Genomic DNA, 22382 nt, shown 5'->3' on the forward strand with positions numbered 1-22382 from the left:
ACCGCTTTAAAGTCGAATCGCGACCTTTCTAGACCGGTTTACCGCTGTTTTTCCGTAGGTTACCGAGGTCCGACCCCGATATCCCTGGCACAGCAGACGTTTTGGAACGACGCAGGAGCGGAAAAACGTTCCGACTGCTGCCACTTGTTAGAGGCTGCCATAAAAGGCCTCAATAAAGTCGTTACTTGGCATTCCAATGACATACGGAGTTATGCTCACTATTCTAGCAGTTGCATCTACGCTATTAACAAAAGCAATGCCCGCAAAGTCGTTTTGACCGGAACTAGGCCGGAACTGACAGAACGCGGTGGTAGTTGTCACCCAGCGTCTATCAATGTACGCGACTACTTTATAGTCGCCGATTTTTGTATAAATATGAGGGTCTTTTTTGAGATCACCTCTAAATTGCGTCTTGTACTCAGAGGCACATCCGGGCATGGATATATTTTTTGTCCTGAAGCGACGGTCAAAACTTACGCACATACCCCTCATTCTATCTGGCTGAGCAAGGGCCGTTTCAATCGGCACTGCACTTAATTCAACTGCACTTAACAGCTTACTGAAGCCGCCCATTAAACCATTTAGTTCCCAGCCTAATTCGTTCAATGCTTCAATTCGACCATAACGAGACAGGTCAAGCGAATATCCGTATCGGGCACATAGCAAAGAAAGCCTGGGTACATTGATGTAGTACATCTGATGAAGCTTGGTATCCCAAACCGGATTGCTCGCCAGATTTGTGGAAACCCAGTTCTCATGCGCATTCTTTATTTCCAAAAGCTTGCCCACAGGATAAGTGACCGGATCATCATCCACCACTTTGTGGTGCCCAAGACAAAGTAGCAACAAGTTCCGCTCACAATTTCTAGCTACTATATCAATATCAGAAATTCCCCGTGGGCCATCCTCCCTTTCCGCTACTATATGAGCCACCTCACCAACCAAGTGGGTCAACTCTTCAACCTCACCGTCCAGCAACAAGTCCTCTCTGCAAATCGAGCACTTCCCAGCGGCTTTAGACCAAATTACTCTCTTTACTTTTTCTGATACTGGCACAGTTCCTCCATGCCTCTAACGATAAGCTGAGCTGCGCCGACGTAAGCGCCCGACGAAAAACGCCAACGTGTCACGGCGTCGGCTCGGGCGTTTTGTTATGTGCGGCGGTCACACTAGGCCCCACTCTTTCTCAATTCGAGCAACCTCATCCGAGGCCCACTGCTTGTGGAGTTTTTGGCCGCGGCCTCCGTCGGGTGGCACGTGCAGCGTTCTCTGTGCTTCGAATTTTTTGATCACTTCTTCGCGCATATGCGGCCGCATTGCTGCGTAAGTCGTGCTGTCACCGAAGTCGCCGTGGTCCCAACTGAAAGACTCAATCTCCGCTCGCCAAGTTCGGACAAGTTCTTGGCGATACAGGAACTGCGAGCGGCGTTTCTCAATAGCCCAGTGTACCCATGGCGCAACGAGACTGCCGATCGCTCCGGCCAGCAAGCCAGCACCCGCGGAGATTAGCGCCACGTCCCAAGACATTCTCGGCATCCTCTAAGTACATAACGCCGCAAATCACCGGCAAATTGGAGAAACGTGAGGCTTGTGGCATACGTCACAAACGAGCGTTGCGGAAATTTGTCCGTGTGAATTTGCCTTGTTATGTGTTTTCATCGTTAAACGTACTTCTGTAGATTTCATAGAGCTCATCTATGATTGGTTGAAGATCTAACCGTACACCAAGCGACTCAAAAATACCTGACTCCGTGAAAAAGGCTCTAAAGAAATGATATGGAACCTCGTTTCTTGGCATTTCTGGCCCAACATACGCCGGAAACACATTACCCACAACTGGTTTAGACCAAAGGTATTTGTCCAAATTTTCGTCTAGATGCTCTAGGTGATTCCTTAACTCTTTGTTCTGAAGAACACTGCTTTCTTTGACTTTAAAAATCCGCCGTAGAGTTTGAGCCCTTTTCTTGTGAACTTTGTGCACACCTTTATTTATCGGCCAAAAATACTTGGAAACACTAGCAGTATGCAAAAGTATATTTTGAATTGAATCTAATATTGCATTGTTTAAACCAGAAGGGTCTTCCATTGTATTAGTTTCTTTCAAGCACTCCACAAGAAATTCAACAGACGAGATAGCAGCCACTAAATTGAATCTAATGGCCTCACTATAGAATGCGAGATGAGGAGGCTGAATACCTTCATACATCTCTATATGTTCTTTCATCTCTTCCATGTGGCTTCACACATAACGCCGCTCAGCACGCGCGGCTACGAAATGGAGGCGAAGCCGCAATGTAGTAGACGTCGCCGTGACTGGCATGGTTATGTTGCTGGCTGCGTCCCTGTTTTCTGTGCATAGGCCAACCGAGCTTTAAACTCATTAACCTTGTGCGGAGCTATGTAGACATATTCAATGATTGCTCTGAAAAACTCATCAATTACATCAACATACTCCGGAGCTATCGTTTCATCTCCGGCATGAGAGCCCACGTTACCAAGTTTTCGTAATACATCCGTCATTTCTGAAAGAGTTTGAGGGATTTCTCCGCGGGCTGCTAGTTCATTTAAGCTTTGAGCTAGAACGCGTTGTGTGGCGCCGCGATCTTTGCATACAGCTTCAAGAGCACGACGAATCTGGTTCGCAAAGGCGTTTGGTGCCAAGCTTTTTATAGCTGCCGCTTCTAGGTATACATTTTTAACCGAGTCAGGGACGCAAGAATGTAATCCTGCCGGAGTAGGCCAAACCAACTCATACTCAGAGAGCTCAAAATTACCGTGGGATATTCGAGGCATAGAATTGCCAGGATCAACATGCCTGTATAATAGCCCCTCTGCGCAAGTTAGGCACTGCGTGAGAAAAAAATGATGGGAGCCATCCTGATTATGCAGATGAGAACACAACCCTTTTAACTCTTGTGGTGCCTTATTGCCACAATGCGGGCAGTGCCCAATTGATTGTTCTTCCATTTTGTACAGAATCCTCTACCAACATAACAGTGATTGGGTAGCGCGCACGGATATGAAATGAACGTGCGCGCGTGTCCATTCGGATATTGGATTGGGTCAGGAATCCGCGATTCTCCCCGACAATCCGGGTCTTGCGGTTTTTTGGTGCGACCTACGCCGTGGATATCTCGCAGGGCCGTTGCGCCACATGGCAATGTACTGTATATATCGACAGTATACTGTTTGAGTGGAGGCTTGGCATGGACGCCACTTCGAAGGGACCCCGATTGATGGAGAGGGTGCGCACAACGCTGCGCACCCGGCGGTACAGCCCGCGGACGGAAAAGACGTATTGCTACTGGATTCGGTACTACATTCGGTTTCACGGCATCCAGCATCCCGCCACGATGGGCGGACCGGAAGTTCGGCGGTTCCTGGAGTTTCTCGCGGTGGAACGCAAGGTCGCGGCCACCACGCAGAACCAGGCTTTGAACGCACTCGTGTTCCTGTATCGGCATGTGCTTGAGCAGCCACTGGGCGAAATAGGCGAGGTCACGCGCGCCCGCCGGCCCCGCCGCCTGCCGGTGGTCCTGTCGCACCAGGAAGTGATAGCGGTGCTCGCGCGACTCGAGGGGCCAATGTGGCTTCTTGGGGCGCTGATGTACGGAGGAGGCTTGCGCGTCACGGAAGCCTGTCGTCTCCGGGTGCGTGACTTCGATTTTGGACGCGGGTCCATCACCGTTCGCAGCGGCAAAGGCGACAAGGATCGGGTCACCCTGCTGCCACCGGGCTGCACGGAATCCATCCGCGAAAGGATTCGGGAGCTGGAAGCGGAATGGAGTGAACGCCAGGTACCGGGAGTCCCGGTTTCGCTGCCGCATGCACTCGCGCGGAAGTATCCCAACGCAGGCACAGCGCTGGGCTGGCAATGGCTTGTGCCGGCGAGCCGACCGTGCGTAGACAACGATGGGCGAGTGGTGCTGCACCATATCCATCCATCGGCGGTTCAACGCGCCGTTAGTCGTGCGATGCGTGGCGCTGGGCTGGTTCGTCCTGGCTCGTGCCATACACTCCGGCACAGCTTTGCGACGCAGTTGCTGCAGCGCGGTACGGATATTCGGACGGTGCAGGAGCTTCTGGGCCACAAGAGCCTGGAGACGACCCAGATTTACACGCATGTGCTGGGCGATCGCTTCGCGGGCGTACGAAGCCCACTGGATCATCTGCCGTAAGAACGATGGGGGTGTAACCCGATACAAAGGCCTCAGTGTGAACGATTGCGTGACACCCGTCGTCGCTTCCAGGCCGCCAAGCGCAACGAGGGCGCCGTCTTGCGGCGCCCTCTTCTGTTGCTGCATGGCCATTTCCCTGGCTCCGCTTCTTTGGGTCTCGGCCCCGCCGGGTTAATCCCAGCTCAACGCCCCACCCGTCTGATACTCCGTAACCCGCGTCTCAAAGAAGTTCTTCTCCTTCTTGAGATCGAGCACCTCGCTCATCCAAGGGAAGGGATTGTCGGCACCCGGGTACATCTCGGCCAGGCCGATCTGGGCGCAGCGGCGGTTGGCGATGAAGTGCAGGTACTCCTCGAACATCTGCGCATTCATGCCAAGCACGCCGCGGGGCATGGTGTCGCGGGCGTACTGCGCCTCCAGCTCGACCGCGTCCCGGATCAGGGTGCGCATCTCGTTCTTGAAGTCTTCGGTCCACAGGTGCGGGTTCTCGACCTTGATCTGGTTGATCACGTCGATGCCGAAGTTCATGTGCATGGACTCGTCGCGCAGGATGTACTGGAACTGCTCGGCCACGCCGGTCATCTTGTTGCGCCGGCCCATGGAGAGGATCTGCACGAAGCCGACGTAGAAGAAGATGCCCTCGAACACCACGTAGAAGGCGATCAGTTCGCGCAGCAGCTTCTGGTCCGCCTCCGGCGTGCCGGTGCGGAAGTTCGGATCCGCCAGGTGCTTGGTGAACGGCAGGGCCCATTCGGCCTTGACGGCGACGGAGGGCACCTCGCGGTACATGTTGAAGATCTCGCCCTCGTCCAACCCCAGGGACTCCACGCAGTACTGGTAGGCGTGGGTGTGGACTGCTTCCTCGAAGGCCTGGCGCAGCAGGTACTGGCGGCACTCGGGGTTGGTGATGTGGCGGTACACGGCCAGCACCAGGTTGTTCGCCACCAGCGAGTCGGCGGTGGAGAAGAAGCCCAGGTTGCGCTTGACGATGGTGCGCTCGTCCTCAGTCAGACCATTCGGGTCCTTCCACAGGGCGATGTCCGCGTTCATGTTGATTTCCTGCGGCATCCAGTGGTTGGCGCAGCCGTCCAGGTACTTCTGCCAGGCCCACTTGTACTTGAAGGGCACGAGCTGGTTGAGGTCCGCGTGGCAGTTGATGATCTTCTTGTCATCCACGCGGATGCGCTCGGCACCCATCTCGATGTCTTCCAGGCCGGTGCCGGTCAGGGCTTCTTCGTTCGGCTCGGCCAGCGGCTGGCCGGCGTTCTCCGGCTCCGGCGGGACGCTGGGCGCGGCACCGGCGGTGCTCATCAGGGCTTCGTTCTCCTGAAAGCCCATGCCCGGGCGTACGGCGGGTTGTTTCTGGCCTTCGCCTTTTACGGCGGCAATCGGATCGTCCCAGGAAAGCATAGTGTCCCTCTTCTTTCGGTGGCGGCCCGGCGCGGTGGCCGGGCCTTTGTTCAGTTTGCTTGGTCGTACGTATTCGGTGCCCGCTCGCGGGCGGGCCTTACTGGCAGGCCTCGCAGTCCGGATCGAGGATGGAGCACGCCTTGGGCGCCTCCGGCTCGGACGCCTGCTGGCCGCCGGAGACGGCGTTCAGCTTGTTGGCGCGCGAGGAGTCGGCCACGGTGCTCTTCTCCACGTGGGTCGCACCCATGGAGCGCAGGTAGTAGGTCGTCTTCAGCCCGCGCACCCAGGCCAGCTTGTACAGGGCGTCCAGCTTGGGCCCGGAGGGCTCGGCCATGTACAGGTTCAGGCTCTGCGCCTGGTCGATCCACTTCTGCCGGCGCGAGGCGGCCTCGACCAGCCAGCGGGTGTCCAGCTCGAACGCGGTGGCGTACAGGGCCTTGAGGTCCTCCGGCACGCGGTCCAGCGGCTGCACCGAGCCGTCGTAGTACTTGAGGTCGTTGACCATGACCTCGTCCCACAGCTCGCGGTCCTTCAGATCGCGCACCAGGTACGGGTTGATCACGGTGAACTCGCCCGACAGGTTCGATTTGACGAACAGGTTCTGGTAGGTCGGTTCGATCGACTGCGACACGCCACAGATGTTGGAGATGGTCGCGGTCGGCGCGATCGCCATGGTGTTGGAGTTGCGCATGCCGACCTTCTTCACCCGCTTGCGCAGCTTGTCCCACTCCAGGCGCTGGGTGGTGTCCATCTGCAGGTAGTCGCCGCGGGTCTCGGCCAGCTTTTCGATCGAGTCGATCGGCAGGATGCCCTGGCTCCACAGGCTGCCGGGGAAGCTCTCGTAGCGCCCGCGCTCCTCGGCCAGATCGGTCGAGGCCTGGATGGTGTAGTAGGACACCGCCTCCATGGAGGCATCGGCGAACTCCACGGCGGCCTCGGAGGCATACGGCAGGCGCAGCTTGTACAGCGCATCCTGGAAACCCATGATCCCCAGGCCCACCGGGCGGTGGCGCATGTTGGAGCGACGCGCCTGCGGCACCGAGTAGTAGTTGTAGTCGATCACGTTGTCGAGCATGCGCATGGCGGTGTTCACGGTGCGCTCGAGCTTGGCCTGATCCAGCTCGCCGTTGTCGCCTATGTGCGCGGCCAGGTTGATCGAGCCCAGGTTGCACACCGCGATCTCGTCGTCCGAGGTGTTCAGGGTGATCTCGGTGCACAGGTTGGAGCTGTGAACCACGCCGGTGTGCTGCTGCGGGCTGCGCAGGTTGCACGGGTCCTTGAAGGTGACCCACGGGTGGCCGGTCTCGAACAGCATGCCGAGCATCTTCCGCCACAGGTCGACGGCCTTCATGGTCTTGTACACGCGCATCTCGCCGCGCGCGGCCTTCTCTTCGTACTCGCTGTAGCGCTTCTCGAAGTCGGCACCGATCAGGTCGTGCAGGTCCGGCGCCTCGTTCGGGGAGAACAGGGTCCAGTCGCCGTCCTCGGCCACACGCTTCATGAACAGGTCCGGGATCCAGTTGGCGCTGTTCATGTCGTGGGTGCGGCGGCGGTCGTCGCCGGTGTTCTTGCGCAGCTCGATGAACTCCTCGATATCGATGTGCCAGGTCTCGAGGTAGGCGCACACCGCGCCCTTGCGCTTGCCGCCCTGGTTCACCGCCACCGCGGTGTCGTTGGCCACCTTGAGGAACGGGACCACGCCCTGCGACTTGCCGTTGGTGCCCTTGATGTGGGCGCCCATGCCGCGCACGCGGGTCCAGTCGTTACCCAGCCCGCCGGCAAACTTGGACAGCAGCGCATTGTCGCGGATGGCGCTGTAGATGCCGTCGAGGTCGTCCGGGACGCTGGTCAGGTAGCAGCTGGAGAGCTGCGGACGCAGGGTGCCGGAGTTGAACAGGGTCGGCGTGGAGCTCATGAAGTCGAACGAGCTCAGCAGGTTGTAGAACTCGATCGCGCGCGCCTCGCGGTCGATCTCGTTGATCGCCAGGCCCATCGCCACGCGCATGAAGAACGCCTGCGGCAGCTCGAAGCGGATGCCGTCCGAGTGGATGAAGTAGCGATCGAACAGGGTCTGCAGGCCCAGGTAGGTGAACTGCAGGTCGCGCTCGGGCTTGAGCGCGGCGCCCAGGCGTTCCAGGTCGTAGCGGGTCAGCTCGCTGTCGACCAGCTCCAGCTCGGCGGCGCGCTTGATGTAGGCACCGAAGTAATCGGCATAGCGCTCGGCCAGCTGGGCCTGGGTGGCCTCTTCCGGGCGGCCGTGCACGAAGCTCAGGGCCTCGCGGCGCAGCGCGTCCATCAGCAACCGCGCGGTGACCTCGGAGTAGTTCGGCTCCTTCTCGATCATCACCCGCGCGGCCATCACCAGCGCGGTAGAGACATCCTTCTCGGCCACGCCGTCGAACAGGTTGCGGCGGGCCTCGGTCAGGATCTTCTCGCCATCCACCTGCTCGATGCCGGCGCAGGCCTCGGCGACCACCGCCTGCAGGCGGTCCTCGTCCAGCGGGGCCAGGGTGCCGTCGGCCCGGGTCACGTTCAGCGTGGCGGCCTCGGCTTGTTCGTCCGCACCCTGCTCGGCGGCCTCGGCAGCGCGCTTCTGCGACTGCTGCTCGCGGTAGATCACGTAGGCCCGCGCGACCTTGTGGTGGCCGCTGCGCATCAGCGCCAGCTCCACGTGGTCCTGGATATCCTCGATGTGGACCGTCATGCCCTGGGTCCCGGCGCGGCGGAACAGGCTGTCCACCACCTGCCCGGCCACTTCCTTCGACACCTCGTGGATGCGACGGCTGGCCGCGGCATTGCCGCCCTCCACCGCGAGGAAGGCCTTGGTCACCGCGACCTCGATCTTGGAGGCATCGAAGCCGGTCACCTTGCCATTGCGGCGAATCACCTGGTGCTGGCCCGGGCTGGTCGCCAGGACCTCGGCCGACGGTTCGGCTTGCGGCGGGTACTGGGTGCCCTGCTGGGCTGTGGCAGTATGGGAATCGCTGTGCATGACGGGCCTCGCGCTGGTGTTGGATCGAACGTGAGATACTATAGATCGGGGATCGAGAACTGCATAGCCACTAGATATAGTGGCTCCCGGAAGAACAAACCGCGCACAAGCCGTGGGCAAGCTGTGGATAAAAACGCCCATTCCCCGTCCTGTCGCCATTCCTGGCGAGGCACCCCGGTTATCCACCAAACGCCGATGTAGTGACTCCCCGCCGGGTGCCCACGGCCCACGCGAACATGAAAATGTTTTATGGCCCGCGATTACCGAATCGGTATCGCGCGCGGGGACCGCTTTGGGGCATCCACGTCCGGCGTGGCGATGTTGGACAAAGACCCGCCGCGTCCCAATAATCCCCGCCTTATCGAACCCGCTTTTTTGCGTTGCCGGCCGGGCCGGCAACGCCAGCCGTATTCATCGTATCGACAGGGAGTACCGCATGAGCGACGCCAAGGACCCATCCGACAAGAAGAGCAAGCAGGCCGGCAAGAAGGACGCCCCCAAGGCCGCCGTCGCCACGGGTGCCATGCAGGCAGCCGCCGGCGCCGTCTCGCTCTCCTCCGGTAGCGACACCGCGACCCAGCCGAAAAAGGGCGGCAGCGAGAAGGCGCCGCGTCACTGCCCGCTGCTGATCCTGGGCTCCGGCCCGGCCGGCTGGACCGCCGCCGTCTACGCCGCGCGCGCCAACCTGAACCCGGTCGTGATCACCGGGCTGGAACAGGGCGGCCAACTGATGACCACCACCGATGTGGACAACTGGCCCGGCGACAACGAGGGCGTGCAGGGCCCCGAGCTGATGCAGCGCATGCAGAAGCACGCCGAGCGCTTCGATACCGAGGTGATCTTCGACCACATCCACACGGTGCAGCTGAAGGACCAGCCCTACCGCCTGATCGGCGACTCCGGCGAGTACACCTGTGATGCGTTGATCATCTGCACCGGGGCCTCCGCGCAGTACCTGGGGCTGGAGTCCGAGACCACCTTCGCCGGCAAGGGCGTGTCCGCCTGTGCCACCTGCGACGGCTTCTTCTACCGTGGCCAGAAAGTGGCGGTGATCGGTGGCGGCAACACCGCGGTCGAGGAGGCGCTGTACCTGTCGAACATCGCCTCCGAGGTCACCCTGGTGCACCGGCGCGATTCGCTGCGCTCGGAGAAGATCCTGCAGGACAAGCTGTTCGAGAAGGAAAAGAACGGCAACGTGACCATCGAGTGGAACCACACCCTGGAAGAGATCCTCGGCGACGAGACCGGCGTGACCGGTGCGCGACTCAAGAGCACCGAGTCCGGCGAGACCAAGGATCTCGAGCTGATGGGCGTGTTCATCGCCATCGGCCACAAGCCGAACACCGACATTTTCCAGGGCCAGCTGGATATGGCGGGCGGCTACATCAAGGTGCAAAGCGGACTGGAAGGCAACGCCACGGCCACCTCCGTGCCGGGCGTGTTCGCCGCCGGCGACGTGATGGATCACGTCTATCGCCAGGCGGTCACCTCCGCCGGCACTGGCTGCATGGCCGCACTGGACGCGGAGAAGTACCTGGACAAGCTCGGTTGATCGCGTGAACGCCGAGGGCGACACCCAGGCACCGGACCCGCCGGAGGACGCCACGGGCAACACGGCGGAGCGCGTCGAGCTGCGTGACGGCCTGGCCGCGGTGGACCCGGCCGCCTGGGATGCCCTGACCGGCGGCACCGAGCCGTTCCTGCGCCACGCCTTCCTGGAGGGCCTGGAGCGCCACGAGTGCCTGGGCCGGCAGTTCGGCTGGTTCCCGCAGCATGTACTGATCTTCCGCGAGGGCCAGCTGGTCGCGGCGGCCCCGGCCTACGCCAAGACCAACAACTACGGCGAGTTCGTGTTCGATTTCGCCTGGGAAGGCGCGTGGAACCGCCACGGGCTGAACTACTACCCCAAGCTGGTCGTCTCCGTGCCCTACACCCCGGCCACCGGGCCGCGCCTGCTAGTGCACCCGGAGGCGCCGGACTTCGATCACCTGCGCACCTTGCTGGTGCGCGCGCTGGCCACTCGCGGGCGCGAGCTGAACGCCTCCGGCGTGAACATCCTGTTCCCCAACCAGGACGATCTGGACGTGACCCGCGAGCTGGGCCTGGCCGAGCGCATGGGCTGCCAGTACCACTGGACCAACGCCCCGGACGGCGGTTACGCGGACTTCGACGCCTTCCTCGGCGCGCTCAGCTCGAAGAAACGCAAGAACATCAAGCGCGAACGCCGCCGCGTCCACGAGGCCGGGATCGTCTTTCGCACCCTGACCGGCGCCACCGGCGAGGCCGAGGACTGGGCGCGCTTTCACCGCTTCTACGTGGACACCTTCGAGAAGCACATGGGCATCCCGACGCTGTCGGAGGCCTTCTTTGTCGAGACCGCGGCCGAGCTTGGCGACCAGGTGGTGCTGTTCGAGGCCCGGCGCCCCAGCGCGACGGATCCGGATGCGACGGAACCGGACGCGAAGGGAGACGGCGAGACCATCGCCGCGGCGCTTTGCTATCGCAGCCACGACACCCTGTACGGGCGCTTCTGGGGCTGCACCGAGGAGCTGGCCGACCTGCACTTCGAGACCTGCTACTACCAGGGCATCGAATTCTGCATCCGCGAGGGGCTGGCCCGCTTCGAGCCGGGTGCCCAGGGCGAGCACAAGATCCCGCGCGGCTTCCTGCCCACACCCACCTACTCCGCCCACATGATCCTGACCGAGGGTTTCGAGCAGCCCGTGCGCGACTTCTGCGAGCGCGAGGCCCAGATGATGCGCGCCCAGTGCGAACGCCTGCACGAACACTCGCCCTATCGCCAGGCCCATCCCGATGATGTGCCCGACCGCTAACCCGAGCCCGGCTCGCTGCGGCCGTCATCCCGGCCACAGCGCCCCACCTCGTCATCCCGGTCGTAGCGCAGCGAAGAGCCGGGATCGCCCGACCCAGGCAACCGGCTCGCCAACTGGACCTTCTCCGCACTCCGGGATCCCGGATCGCCCTGTGGGAGCGGGCTTGCCCGCGAACCCCCTGCCCGTGCTGGACTCCACCACACCCCATTCGCCTGCAAGCAGGCTCCTACAGGCCCTGCCATGCCGCCGGGGTACGGCGAGCCGTCATCCCGGGCACAACGCAGCGACGAGCCGGGGTCTCCGACCCTCGGCGGCACCCCTGCCCGCCACACCGTGGGCACACACGAGGATCCCCGACCGCCCCGTAGGAGCGGGCTCGCCCGCGAAGCCCCTGCCCGCGCCGGGTTCCGCCACAGGCCGTTCGCCTGCAAGCAGGCTCCTACAAGACCCGGGCCTCCCATCTCGGGTCTTGCACGGAGGCGCCCCATGAATGGCGGCCCGCAGATCACCCTGCCCTGGCTCGATCCGGAGCATCCGGAGGCGCCATTTCCGGACCCGGCGCAGGCGTTGCGCGAGCCCAACGGGCTGCTGGCCGCCGGGGGCGATCTCTCCGTGCCGCGTCTGCTGAATGCCTATCGCTCCGGGGTCTTCCCCTGGTTCGAGGCCGGGCAGCCAATCCTGTGGTGGAGCCCGGACCCGCGCGCGGTACTGGAGCCGGGCCACTTCCGCCTGCATCGCAGCCTCAAGAAGGCGATCCGCAATCGCGGTTACACGGTGAGCTTCGATCGCGCCTTCGAGGCCGTCATCGAGGCCTGCGCCGGCCCTCGCGACTACGCCGATGGCACCTGGATCACCACCAGCATGCAGCAGGCCTATATCGCACTGCACCGCTCGGGCCACGCGCATTCGGTGGAGGTGTGGGACGGCCCGCGCCTGATCGGCGGGCTTTATGGCGTCGCGGTCGGGCGGCTGTTCTGCGGCGAGTCGATGTTCTCGCGCGAGCGGGATGGCTCCAAGATGGCGCTGGCCTGGTTGTGCCGCCACCTGGTCGCCTGGGGCTGGCCGCTGGTCGACGTACAGATGGAGACCGCCCACCTGCGCAACCTCGGGGCCATCACCCTGCCCCGCAAGGCGTTCATCGACCGCATCCGCGAAATCGCCCGCGAGCCGGTCGAGCCAGGCCCATGGCGGACCGACCCGAACCTGAGCCCCCTCGACCCCGACTGGAACACCCCCCGGTAGGAGCCTGCTCGCAGGCGAAGCCCCTGCCCGCGTCCGCGACATCTCGAACGAACCGGTCGAACCAGGGCGTACGACCTGTACCCTTGCCCCCCCTCGATCCCGGCTGGAACACGCCCGTAGGAGCCTGCTTGCAGGCGAACGCCCCTGCCCGCGTCCAACAATGGCAGGGGCTTCGCCTGCAAGCAGGCTCCTACCGGGAGATCCGGCCTGGCGTCTCTCGGGCAGGGTCTCTCCCACAAAGACGGCCGGATTCGATGAACCCAGACACCACGTACGACGGCCGATTCCGGTGGCCCCGGACGGAGATCGCCGCGGCGCTGCCCGCCTCGCGATGACGGGCATGTGGGCGTGACGGGACCGCGTCTCCCCGCTCCCGTCACGGCGAGGAGGTGCAGCCGAAGTGGCAGTCCTTTCGGGGGCCACCCCGGCCCGGGGACCGCGTCGGGAGATCGCTTACAGCCGCTCGCGATGGCGGGTGACGCGACCCTGTCGTTGCTCGGCCCCGCAGGGGCTGCGGCAAGCTCCGGAAGCAGGCTCGGTGCACGGCGCGCCCATTGCCCTCGTCGCGAGTGCTTTATACTCGCGGGCCATTGGGGAACCGGGCGGGAGATTCGGGTGGACAAGGCAGAATCAAGGAAGGTGCGGCGGGCGGTCGTCGCCATTTTGCGGGCCGGGCTGCTGCTGGCGCTGGCAGCCATCACCGCCGGGTGTTCCATGCTGTCGCCCTCCCCGCCCGATGACCAGAGCAACATCTGCGAGATCTTCCGCGAGCAGCCGCGCTGGTACGATCATGCGCGGGATTCCAAGCAGGAATGGGGCACGCCGATCGCGACCCAGATGTCGTTCATCCAGCAGGAGTCCTCCTTCCGCAGCCACGTGCGCCCGGACCGCGAGCGCCTGCTGGGCTTCATCCCGTGGAGCCGCCCCTCCTCCGCCCGGGGCTATGCCCAGGCCCAGGACCCGGTCTGGGGCGAGTACCAGGACGATGCCGGAAGCCGCTTCGCGCGACGTTCGCACATGAAGCACGCGACCGACTTCATCGGCTGGTACAACGCCCGCACCCAGCGCATGACCGGCGTGTCGTTGTACAACTCGGAACACCTCTACCTCGCCTACCATGAGGGCCAGGGCGGCTATAACCGCGGCAGCTACCAGAGCAAGCCGCAGGTCCGGGCCGCCGCCCGACAAGTAGCGCAGCGCGCCGACCGCTACGAGTCCCAGCTACAGAGCTGCGAATCCGAGTTCCGCTGCCGGCGTTTCTACCAGGTCTGGCCGTTCTGCCGGCAGTAGCCGAACCGACGAACGCCATGCCTGCCCCGGGAGATCCCGGATAACCGCTGCGCGGTTTCCGGGATGACGGTGCTTTTGGACGCGGGCACGCGCCCCACGTCCAGCATCCCGTCATCGCGAGCGCCGCGAAGCGATCGCCCGACGCTGTCCCGGCGCCGGAGTAATCCCGACAAACTGACGCGTCGGCGGGGCCTCCTCGCAGTGACGGAACCCAACCGCCCCGCCCCAACCTCCGACGCGTGACGGCCGCACTTGAGGGAACCTCGCCGCCTGTGTTCCAGTCTTCCGGGACACCCCCTTTGGCCGAGACAAGGACGCACCATGAGCGACAATCCCACCGCAGGCTTTCGCTTCAACCACACCATGCTGCGCGTGAAGGACCCGCAGAAGGCGCTGGACTTCTACCAGCGCGTGTTCGGCATGCAGCTGGTCAAGACCCTGGACTTCCCGGAGTTCGAGTTCACGCTCTACTTCCTCGCGCAGCTTGGCGAAGACGAACCGCAGCCGCCGAAGGACGGCGGGGAGGCCACCCGCTGGATGTTCAGCCAGCGCGGCATCCTCGAGCTAACCTACAACTACGGCACCGAAAACGACGCGGACTTCCACTACCACGACGGCAATGCCGAGCCGCAGGGCTTCGGCCACATCTGCTTCTCGGTCCCGGACCTGGATGCCGCCGTGCGCTGGTTCGACCAGAACAACGTGGAGTTCGTGAAGCGCCCCGACGAGGGCGGCCTGAAGGACATCGCCTTCGTGAAGGACCTCGACGGCTACTGGATCGAGATCCTCGAACCCGCCCGCCTGACCGGACTCGGGCGCTAGCCCGGCTATCGCGGGCACCCGCACGCCCGCGATCGGCGGGCACAAAAAAGGGGCCTTGCGGCCCCTTGCTCCCACCTGGGGAGAACGGCCCCGCCCGTAACCGGGCGAGGCGGCTGGTTGGTCCGGATCAGACCTTGGTGTAGCGCAGGTAGGAACGGATCTCCTCGAAGCCCTGCGGGAACTTCTTCTGCGCGTCCTCGTTGCTGACCGTCGGCGGGATGATCACGCGAGCGCCCGGGGTCCAGTCAGCCGGGGTTGCGATCCCGTGCTTGTCACCGGTCTGCAGCGCATCGATCACGCGCAGGATCTCGTCGAAGTTGCGGCCCACCGACATCGGGTAGGTCATCATCAGACGGATCTTCTTGTTCGGGTCGATGATGTAGACCGAACGCACGGCGGCGGTCTCGCTCTCGCCCGGGTGGATCATCTCGTAGAGCTCCGAGATCTTCTTGTCGGCATCCGCGACGATCGGGAACTCCAGCGTGGTGTCCTGGGTGTCGTTGACGTCTTCAATCCACTTGTTGTGCTCCTCGACGGTATCCGTCGACAGACCCAGCGGCTTGGTGTTGCGGTCCGCGAACTGCTTGGCCAGTTGCGCGGTGCGGCCCATCTCGGTGGTGCACACCGGGGTGAAGTCGGCCGGGTGGCTGAAGAAGAAGCACCAGGAGTCGCCGATCCATTCGTGGAAATCGATCTTGCCCTTGGTGGTATCAATCTGGAAATTCGGTGCGGTATCGCCCAAACGCAGTGCCATGATGTAACTCCTTTCGGTTTAGATAGTGATTCGGAAGCTCATGGGGCCTTGCCTCCATGTACGTTCTACTTTATACGCCCTTCCGAATTTCGTGAATTACTAATTAATTAACGTCCCGATAGTTTTCCCCTAACGATGAGCCGGGCAGGGTTTGCGCCCCTCCGGCCCACCGCGCGCTGACTCACATGCGGCGGAACAGCTCCACGAGGTCCTCGCGCATGTCCTGGCGACCCATCTCCTCGGTCGTGAAGCTCTCGCCGTCGAAGTTCACACCCAGCATCACCGCCTGCCCCGCATCCAGGTCGGGCTGGAGCGCCACCATGTTGATCCCCTGAATATAGTCGGCCACGGCCGTGTCTGCCTCCGCGACGGCCTGGACCTGCTTCTGCATCCAGGAGGAGATATGCAGCACCAGCGTGCCGTCCCATTCGGAGGCCGCGAGTTCCTGCAGATAGGCGTGGGCCAGGGCCACGTTTTCGTCACGCGCGAGATTTCCCCCGAGTGCGAGATAGGCCACGTCCTTGTCCGCGGTCACGCGCACCGCGGCCGCGGCGTCGTCAGCGGAGCGCAGGGTGGCGATGCGGAAGCCGGCCTGCGGATCGGCCGACAGCATCGACGCACCCAGCCCACCGGCCAGGGCGCCGCAGACCGCGGACGGGTTGTTGATCACGGCCATCGAACCGGCCCCCATCTCGTTCACGATGGCCTGGCCGATGCCGGCACTGGCCATCGAGCGGATGGTCTGGTGCTCGCCGAACGACAGCGGCTCGGCCGAGGCCAGCATCGGACTGGCCAGCAGCGCGGCGGACAGGGAGAGGGAGAGGGTCATTGCGGTCTTTTTCATCTGAGACTCCAGTCTTTCGGGTGTATCGGTTTATCGCTATTTACTGATTCGTCTGGCGGTATGCATGCAGCCCCATCCTTGGTGACGGGCCCGTGCCGGGCGTCCGACCGCTGCGGCGGACGCCGCTTCAAGCCGGGCGGGGCGCGTTACCAGGCCCGCCCGGACGGGCGATTTCAGTCCCGCTCGTTGGCGTCGTCCTCGAGCTGGCTCAGGCGCCGGTACAAGCTGCGCTCGCTGATCCCCAGGGTCTTCGCCAGCGCCCGGCGGTCCCCGGGGTACACCGCAGCCGCGTGCCGCAGGTATTCGCGCTCGATCTCGTCCAGCGGGCGCAGTGACTGCGGATGCAGCAACCCGTCCAGTCCGCCGGTCTCCGCCCCGCTCGGGGACTGCCCTCCTTCCCGCACGCGATCCGGAAGATGTTCCGGCCGGATCGCCTCGCCGTCCGCCAGCAATGCCGCACGCTCGAGGATGTTGCGCAGCTCGCGCACGTTGCCGGGGAAGGAATACTGCTTGAGGATTCTCAGGGCCTCCTCTTCGAGGCGCGGCGGCACGGCCAGATCCAGGCGCTCGCCGAGCGCTTCTACCAGCAACGGGAGATCCTCGGCCCGCGCGCGCAGCGGGGGCACCTCGATCGGGAAGGTGTTGATGCGGTAGTAGAGGTCCTCGCGAAACTCGCCGGCCCGGACCATGGATTCGAGATCGCGGTGGGTCGCGCAGACCAGGCGAAAATCCGCCCGCCGCGACTCGACACCCCCGACCCGGCGATAGGCGTGGGTCTCCAGCAGCCGCAGCAGCTTGACCTGCTGGCTTAGCGGTATATCCCCCACCTCGTCGAGAAACAGGGTGCCGCCGGCCGCCGCCTCCACCAGCCCGGCCTTGGCCGAGGTCGCCCCGGTAAACGCCCCCCGTTCATGGCCGAAAAACTCGCTTTCGAACAGGGTTTCGGTGAGGCCGGAGCATTCCACGGGCACGAACGGCAATTTCTGCCGCGGGCTCGCTTCGTGAATGGCGCGTGCGATCAGTTCCTTGCCCGTGCCGGACTCGCCGAGCAGAAGGGCCGAGGCATTGCTCGGCGCCACCCGGCTGATCATCCCCAGCATGGCATTGAAGGCCTTCGAGCGACCGACCAGCCCGCCACTGCCCGCCTGCGGTGCCGAGACGGGCATGTGGTGCAGCCGTTCGATCAGGTAGCGGATCTCCCCGCCCTCGCCCCGGATCGGCAGCAACTCGACGTCCACGTGCTCGCGCCCGGCCTCGGTGTGATGCACGTGCAGCACGCGCTCCCTGTGACCACTGCCCAGGGCCGCCCGCAGAGGACAGGACTCCCCCGCCTCGTCACAGGGGCGCCGGAACCCGTGCGAGGCCTCGAAGCAGGTGCGGCCGGAGCCATCGCGGTCGGTCCCGTAGATGCGCTGGTAGGCGCCATTGGCCGCCAGGATGCGATAGTCCGGGGACAGCAGGATGGCCGGTTCACGGAATACATCCAGCACCTGACGCAGGGTCCCGGCATCGGGATCCAGGGGTGCCGTTTCCTTCTTCGGGATGCTCGTCACGTCGCCTCGCACAAAGGGGTCCTGGAAGGCGTATCCGACACCGGAACCGACGCCGTCACGCTGCCCGATAGACACGTTCAGACGAGCGATGTTCAACGGCATGCCATCACCCCCGTATGCAGCTCGTGAGAGGAAGGTCCGCCATTCGGGTCGTGCCACGGCGCCGACTTCCTGCAGACGCGTGGCTCGATGCCCTGAATGGCGGACTCGGACATTCCGGAAAGGCCCTGTGACAACCGATGGGCGATCCCGCCTAGTGATAGCCGGTCTCCGGGGTCACCTTCCCGCGGAAGACCCAGTAGGTCCACGCGGTGTAACCCAGGATGATCGGGATCACGAACAGCGCCCCCACCAGGATGAACAGCTGCGCATCCGGCGAGGAGGCCGCATCCCAGAAGGTGTAGTCCGGCGGCACCACGTACGGCCACTTGCTCACCAGCAACCCGAGATAGGTGGTGATGAACAGGGCAATCGTGGCGACGAACGGGATCCCCTCGTCACGGCGGCGCACCGCACGAATCAGCACCCAGGCGGAGAACAGCGCCAGCGCCGGGAGCACCCAGAGGTACTGCCAGGTCCCCATCCAGCGTTCCATCACCTTCGGATCGATAAACGGCGTGATGAGACTCACCGCGCCGAACACCAGCAGCACGACCGCCAGCATCCACGGCGCCACCCGATAGGCAAAGGCCTGAGTATCACCCTCGGTCTTGACGATCAGCCAGGTGGCGCCCAGCAGGGCATAGCCCGCCAGCAGTCCGATCCCGGTGAGCACGGTGAACGGCGTCAGCCAGTCCAGCGGTCCGCCGGCGAAACTGAACCCGTCCATCTCGAAGCCCTGGATGTAGGCACCCACGACCGCGCCCTGGGCGAAGGCCGCCACCGCCGAGCCGATCGCGAACGCCGCATTCCACAGCCCCTTGGAGCGATGCGCCTTGAAGCGGAACTCGAAGGCGACACCGCGGAAGATCAGCCCGGCCAGCATCAGGAAGACCCCGATATAAAGCGCCGGCAGGAACACCGAGTAGACCAGCGGGAAGGCCGCCAGCAGCCCGGCCCCGCCGAGGATCAGCCAGGTCTCGTTGCCGTCCCAAACCGGGGCGACCGAGTTCATCATCACGTCGCGCGAGGTCTCCCCCGGGGCAAAGGGGAAGAGGATCCCCACCCCGAGGTCGAACCCGTCCATCAGCACGTAGGCGATCACGCCCACGGCGATGATGACGACCCAGATCAGTGTGATATCAAGTGTGGTTTCCATGACTTAGCTCCTTTCACCGCTGACCGCGGCGTCATCGATCCAGGTATCGGCGGCCGACAGCGGGCGCTTGGCGTGCGCCGGCGCGTGCGTGGCATCGGCCGGTTCCGGGCCCTGGCGCACGATGCGCACCAGGTAGTAGACCCCCCCGGTGAACACCGCGGCGTAGACCGCGATGTAGCCGATCAGGGTGAACAGGGCCATGCCGCCGGTCAGGGCCGGCGTGATGCCCTCGGCGTGGTTCATCACCCCGTAGACCAGCCAGGGCGCGCGGCCGGTCTCGGTCACGAACCAGCCCGCGACCACCGCGAGGAACGGCGCCGGGATCATCCAGGACAGTCCCCTGAGGAACAGCGGGGAGGCGTACATCCGGCGGCGGAAGCGCAGCCAGGCACCGGCCAGCGCAAACAGGATCATCACCATGCCGATCGCGACCATGACGCGGAACGACCAGAAGGTGATGCCCACCGGCGGGCGTTCCTCCGCGGGGACCTCCAGCAGACCCGGCACCTCGCCATCCAGCTCGTGGGTCAGGATGAAGCTCGCCATCTTCGGGATACCGATTTCGAAGTGATTGGTTTCGTTGGCCGAGTCTGGGATGGCGAACAGCAGCAGCGGGGCACCGCGCTCGGTCTCCCACACGCCTTCCATCGCCGCCACCTTGGTCGGCTGATGCTCGAAGGTGTTAAGGCCATGAATATCGCCGACCACCAGCTGCGCGGGGGCCGCGAACAGCAGCACCCACATGGTGGTGCCCAGGGCCTTGCGATTCATCACCACGTCGCGCTGGCGCAGCAGGTACCAGGCCGAGACCCCGGCGACCACGAAGCCCGCCGTCAGCAGCGAGGCCAGGCCCATGTGGAAGAAGCGCGGCCAGAAGCTCGGGTTGAAGATCGCCGTGATCCAGGAGGTGACGTGGAACACACCGTCCTGCAGCTCGAAACCGACCGGTGTCTGCATCCAGCTGTTGGCCACCAGGATCCAGAACGACGAGATGAACGTGCCCAGCGCCACCATCAGCGCGGAGAACAGATGCACGCCCTGCGGGACCCGGTCACGCCCGAACAGCAGCACGCCGAGGAAGGCCGCCTCCAGGAAGAACGCGGTCAGCACCTCGTAGGACAACACGGGCCCGAGGAAATTGGCCGTGGCGTAGGAGAACGCGCTCCAGTTGGTGCCGAACTGGAACGACATGACCAGCCCGGAGACCACGCCCATGCCGAACACCACCGCGAAGATCTTGATCCAGAACTTCGAGATCTGGGTATAGAGCGTGTCGCCGGTCTTCCAGGCGCGAAATTCCAGAAACGCGATAAACGAAGCCAGCCCGATCGTGAAGACCGGGAAGATCGCGTGGAATGAAACGACAAACGCGAACTGGATTCGCGATAGCAGTATGGGGTCGAGCTCCATGGCCTTTCCTCCGTAGTCAGGGGCACGCCGACATGACGTATCGATGAACCTCCTAACAAGTACCGTGCCAGACTGCCTGTTCGCACCACGATGGCTGGCTGCACGCTACAAACCGGTGTTTTCCGCCCGGCGGGCACAAGCAGCCACCGGCCCGTTTCTGCCATATTTGGCAGTCTGATCCCAGATGACTGCCATAACCGGCAGCTCGATCCCGCCCATACCGGCACACAAGGCCCAGTGGAGCGGCCTGCCGGTGTTGGCATGCAACTTGTAAGCAATCCGTCACACGAAGCGCCCGGTCGACGGCGCGACCATCGCAACTGACCCGCCCGGTCTCCGGCGCGGCAGACGGATACGCGGAGAGAGCCATGCATCATCCCGAAGACCCGAAGCATCCCGAGATTGAAAAGGCCCTGGCCCGTCAGGCCGACGAGACGCTGCGGGGCCTGTCCCGGCGCGATTTCCTGAAGATCGCTGGCGCCGCCGGCCTAGTGTCGGCGACCGGCGTACAGGCCGCCCCGGCCCGCGCGGCGGTCTCCAGCCAGGCCCGCATCGTGGTGCTGGGCGGAGGTGCCGCGGGGATGACCATGGCCGCCCGCCTCCGCGACCTGCTGGACGGGGCCCGGATCACGATTGTCGAGCCAAGCGAGATCCATCATTACCAGCCCGGCTGGACCCTGGTGGCCGCGGGCGTCTACTCGGTGGGCGAGGTCCAGCGCCGCAACGAACGCTACATCCCGCGCGGGGTGGAATGGATCCGCTCCGCGGTCGCGGCCATTGATCCCGAATCGCAGCGGGTCGAGACCACCGACGGCGATCGGCTGGACTACGACTTTCTGGTGGTCGCGACCGGGCTGCACCTGGACTACGAGGCGATCGAGGGGCTGCGCCGCGAGGATATCGGCCGCCCCGGCCTGACCAGCCTGTACGCCAGCGCCGAGGCCGCACGCGATGCCTACGAGCAGATCCATGCGTTCGGCGAGAACGGCGGGGTGGCACGTTTCACCATCCCCAATACGCCGATCAAGTGTGCCGGTGCGCCGATCAAGGCGACCTTCATCGCCGATGACCTGCTGCGCTCGGCCGGTCAGCGCAACGGGGCCGATTTCCACTATCACACGGCATCGGACACCCTGTTCAGCGTGCAGCGCTTCGACCACATGGTGCGCGACCTGTACGCCGAACGCGGCGTGAGCGTGAACGACGGTGGCGCCCTGGTGGCGGTGGACGTCGACGCCCGCCAGGCCCAGTTCGAGACCCGTGACGGCGGGCGCGAGACCGTGGACTACGACTATCTTCACGTGACCCCGCCGATGCGCGCGCACGACTTTGTTCGCGACGCCGGGCTGGCGGTGGAGGACGGGCCCCTGGCGGCCGGTGGCTGGTTGGCGGTGGATGACCGCACGCTGCAGCACACGGACTACCCGAACATCTTCGGGGCCGGGGACGTGGTCGCGACCGCGATCGGCAAGACCGCATCCACCGTGCGTTCGCATGGCGCGGTGATGCCGGACAACCTGGTGGACGTGATCCAGGATCGGGAGCCCTCGCGGCAGTTCGACGGCTACACCTCCTGTCCGCTGATCACCGAGGTGGGCAAGGCCGCCCTGGTGGAGTTCGACTACAGCCTGCAGGAGGTGCCGACCTTCAGCTTCCTCGACCAGGGGGAACCCAGCTGGATGTGGTGGCGCCTGAAGGTCCACATGATCAAGCCGCTGTACTTCAACATGCTGCGCGGGCGCTATCTGCGATAGTCGATGACGCAAGTGCCCGGAACAGACGCGGAGGCGACAGA

18 protein-coding genes are annotated in these 22382 nt (G+C 63.7%); 7 read left to right on the forward strand and 11 right to left on the reverse strand.

Features of this window, described 5'->3' with window-relative positions:
• Nucleotides 1-147: 147 nt before the first annotated feature.
• The 4 genes from D575_RS14355 to D575_RS13825 all read right to left on the reverse strand — a co-directional run bounded on the left by D575_RS14355 (nucleotide 148) and on the right by D575_RS13825 (nucleotide 2967).
• Complete coding sequence (locus D575_RS14355; RefSeq protein WP_155985169.1) at nucleotides 148-981, reverse strand: hypothetical protein; 834 nt, start codon at nucleotides 979-981, stop codon at nucleotides 148-150.
• A 183-nt stretch (nucleotides 982-1164) separates the two neighbouring features.
• Nucleotides 1165-1527, reverse strand: a complete 363-nt coding sequence (locus D575_RS0102235) for a hypothetical protein (RefSeq protein WP_018144285.1) — start codon at nucleotides 1525-1527, stop codon at nucleotides 1165-1167.
• 118 nt (nucleotides 1528-1645) lie between these two features.
• Nucleotides 1646-2233, reverse strand: coding sequence for a hypothetical protein (locus D575_RS13820; RefSeq protein WP_081612083.1), 588 nt, complete (start codon nucleotides 2231-2233; stop codon nucleotides 1646-1648).
• Nucleotides 2234-2322: 89 nt separating this feature from the next.
• Nucleotides 2323-2967 (reverse strand): DUF4145 domain-containing protein, encoded by a 645-nt coding sequence (locus D575_RS13825; RefSeq protein ID WP_081612084.1) that lies wholly within the window; start codon nucleotides 2965-2967, stop codon nucleotides 2323-2325.
• A 239-nt stretch (nucleotides 2968-3206) separates the two neighbouring features.
• Between D575_RS13825 and D575_RS0102240 the strand changes: the two genes are divergently transcribed.
• Nucleotides 3207-4178 (forward strand): integron integrase, encoded by a 972-nt coding sequence (locus D575_RS0102240; protein ID WP_018144286.1) that lies wholly within the window; start codon nucleotides 3207-3209, stop codon nucleotides 4176-4178.
• 171 nt (nucleotides 4179-4349) lie between these two features.
• Here D575_RS0102240 and D575_RS0102245 read toward each other — a convergent pair whose 3' ends face one another.
• A complete protein-coding gene (locus tag D575_RS0102245) occupies nucleotides 4350-5588 on the reverse strand; it encodes a ribonucleotide-diphosphate reductase subunit beta (protein ID WP_018144287.1) in 1239 nt (412 codons plus the stop codon).
• Between the two features lie 97 nt (nucleotides 5589-5685).
• Nucleotides 5686-8580 (reverse strand): ribonucleoside-diphosphate reductase subunit alpha, encoded by a 2895-nt coding sequence (locus tag D575_RS0102250; RefSeq protein WP_018144288.1) that lies wholly within the window; start codon nucleotides 8578-8580, stop codon nucleotides 5686-5688.
• A 436-nt stretch (nucleotides 8581-9016) separates the two neighbouring features.
• Between D575_RS0102250 and trxB the strand changes: the two genes are divergently transcribed.
• The 5 genes from trxB to gloA all read left to right on the forward strand — a co-directional run bounded on the left by trxB (nucleotide 9017) and on the right by gloA (nucleotide 14768).
• Complete coding sequence (gene trxB / locus D575_RS0102255; RefSeq protein WP_018144289.1) at nucleotides 9017-10132, forward strand: thioredoxin-disulfide reductase; 1116 nt, start codon at nucleotides 9017-9019, stop codon at nucleotides 10130-10132.
• Between the two features lie 4 nt (nucleotides 10133-10136).
• Entirely contained in the window at nucleotides 10137-11414 is a 1278-nt protein-coding gene (locus D575_RS0102260) for a GNAT family N-acetyltransferase (RefSeq protein ID WP_018144290.1), read from the forward strand.
• A gap of 486 nt (nucleotides 11415-11900) precedes the next feature.
• The gene (gene aat / locus D575_RS0102265) at nucleotides 11901-12656 is read left to right on the forward strand and encodes a leucyl/phenylalanyl-tRNA--protein transferase (protein WP_018144291.1); all 756 of its coding nucleotides are present in this window, start codon (nucleotides 11901-11903) and stop codon (nucleotides 12654-12656) included.
• A 714-nt stretch (nucleotides 12657-13370) separates the two neighbouring features.
• Nucleotides 13371-13946: a lysozyme-like domain containing protein gene (locus tag D575_RS0102270; RefSeq protein WP_231367501.1), complete on the forward strand. Its 576-nt coding sequence runs from the start codon at nucleotides 13371-13373 to the stop codon at nucleotides 13944-13946.
• Between the two features lie 321 nt (nucleotides 13947-14267).
• Complete coding sequence (gene gloA / locus D575_RS0102275) at nucleotides 14268-14768, forward strand: lactoylglutathione lyase (protein ID WP_018144293.1); 501 nt, start codon at nucleotides 14268-14270, stop codon at nucleotides 14766-14768.
• A 127-nt stretch (nucleotides 14769-14895) separates the two neighbouring features.
• Here gloA and D575_RS0102280 read toward each other — a convergent pair whose 3' ends face one another.
• The 5 genes from D575_RS0102280 to D575_RS0102300 form a co-directional block, all read right to left on the reverse strand.
• Nucleotides 14896-15522 carry a peroxiredoxin gene (locus D575_RS0102280; protein ID WP_017941735.1) on the reverse strand — a complete coding sequence of 209 codons (627 nt, stop codon included), beginning with the start codon at nucleotides 15520-15522 and terminating at the stop codon, nucleotides 14896-14898.
• Between the two features lie 181 nt (nucleotides 15523-15703).
• The gene (locus D575_RS0102285; protein WP_018144294.1) at nucleotides 15704-16366 is read right to left on the reverse strand and encodes a hypothetical protein; all 663 of its coding nucleotides are present in this window, start codon (nucleotides 16364-16366) and stop codon (nucleotides 15704-15706) included.
• Between the two features lie 173 nt (nucleotides 16367-16539).
• The gene (locus tag D575_RS0102290) at nucleotides 16540-18021 is read right to left on the reverse strand and encodes a sigma-54-dependent Fis family transcriptional regulator (protein ID WP_018144295.1); all 1482 of its coding nucleotides are present in this window, start codon (nucleotides 18019-18021) and stop codon (nucleotides 16540-16542) included.
• Between the two features lie 151 nt (nucleotides 18022-18172).
• Complete coding sequence (gene cydB / locus D575_RS0102295) at nucleotides 18173-19177, reverse strand: cytochrome d ubiquinol oxidase subunit II (protein ID WP_018144296.1); 1005 nt, start codon at nucleotides 19175-19177, stop codon at nucleotides 18173-18175.
• Between the two features lie 3 nt (nucleotides 19178-19180).
• Entirely contained in the window at nucleotides 19181-20587 is a 1407-nt protein-coding gene (locus tag D575_RS0102300) for a cytochrome ubiquinol oxidase subunit I (RefSeq protein WP_018144297.1), read from the reverse strand.
• Nucleotides 20588-20955: 368 nt separating this feature from the next.
• On the opposite strand from D575_RS0102300, the gene D575_RS0102305 reads away from it, so the two are divergent.
• Nucleotides 20956-22341 carry an NAD(P)/FAD-dependent oxidoreductase gene (locus tag D575_RS0102305; protein ID WP_018144298.1) on the forward strand — a complete coding sequence of 462 codons (1386 nt, stop codon included), beginning with the start codon at nucleotides 20956-20958 and terminating at the stop codon, nucleotides 22339-22341.
• Nucleotides 22342-22382: the final 41 nt, after the last annotated feature.

Source organism: Thioalkalivibrio sp. AKL6, assembly GCF_000376905.1.
GTDB classification, from domain to species: Bacteria; Pseudomonadota; Gammaproteobacteria; order Ectothiorhodospirales; family Ectothiorhodospiraceae; genus Thioalkalivibrio; species Thioalkalivibrio versutus.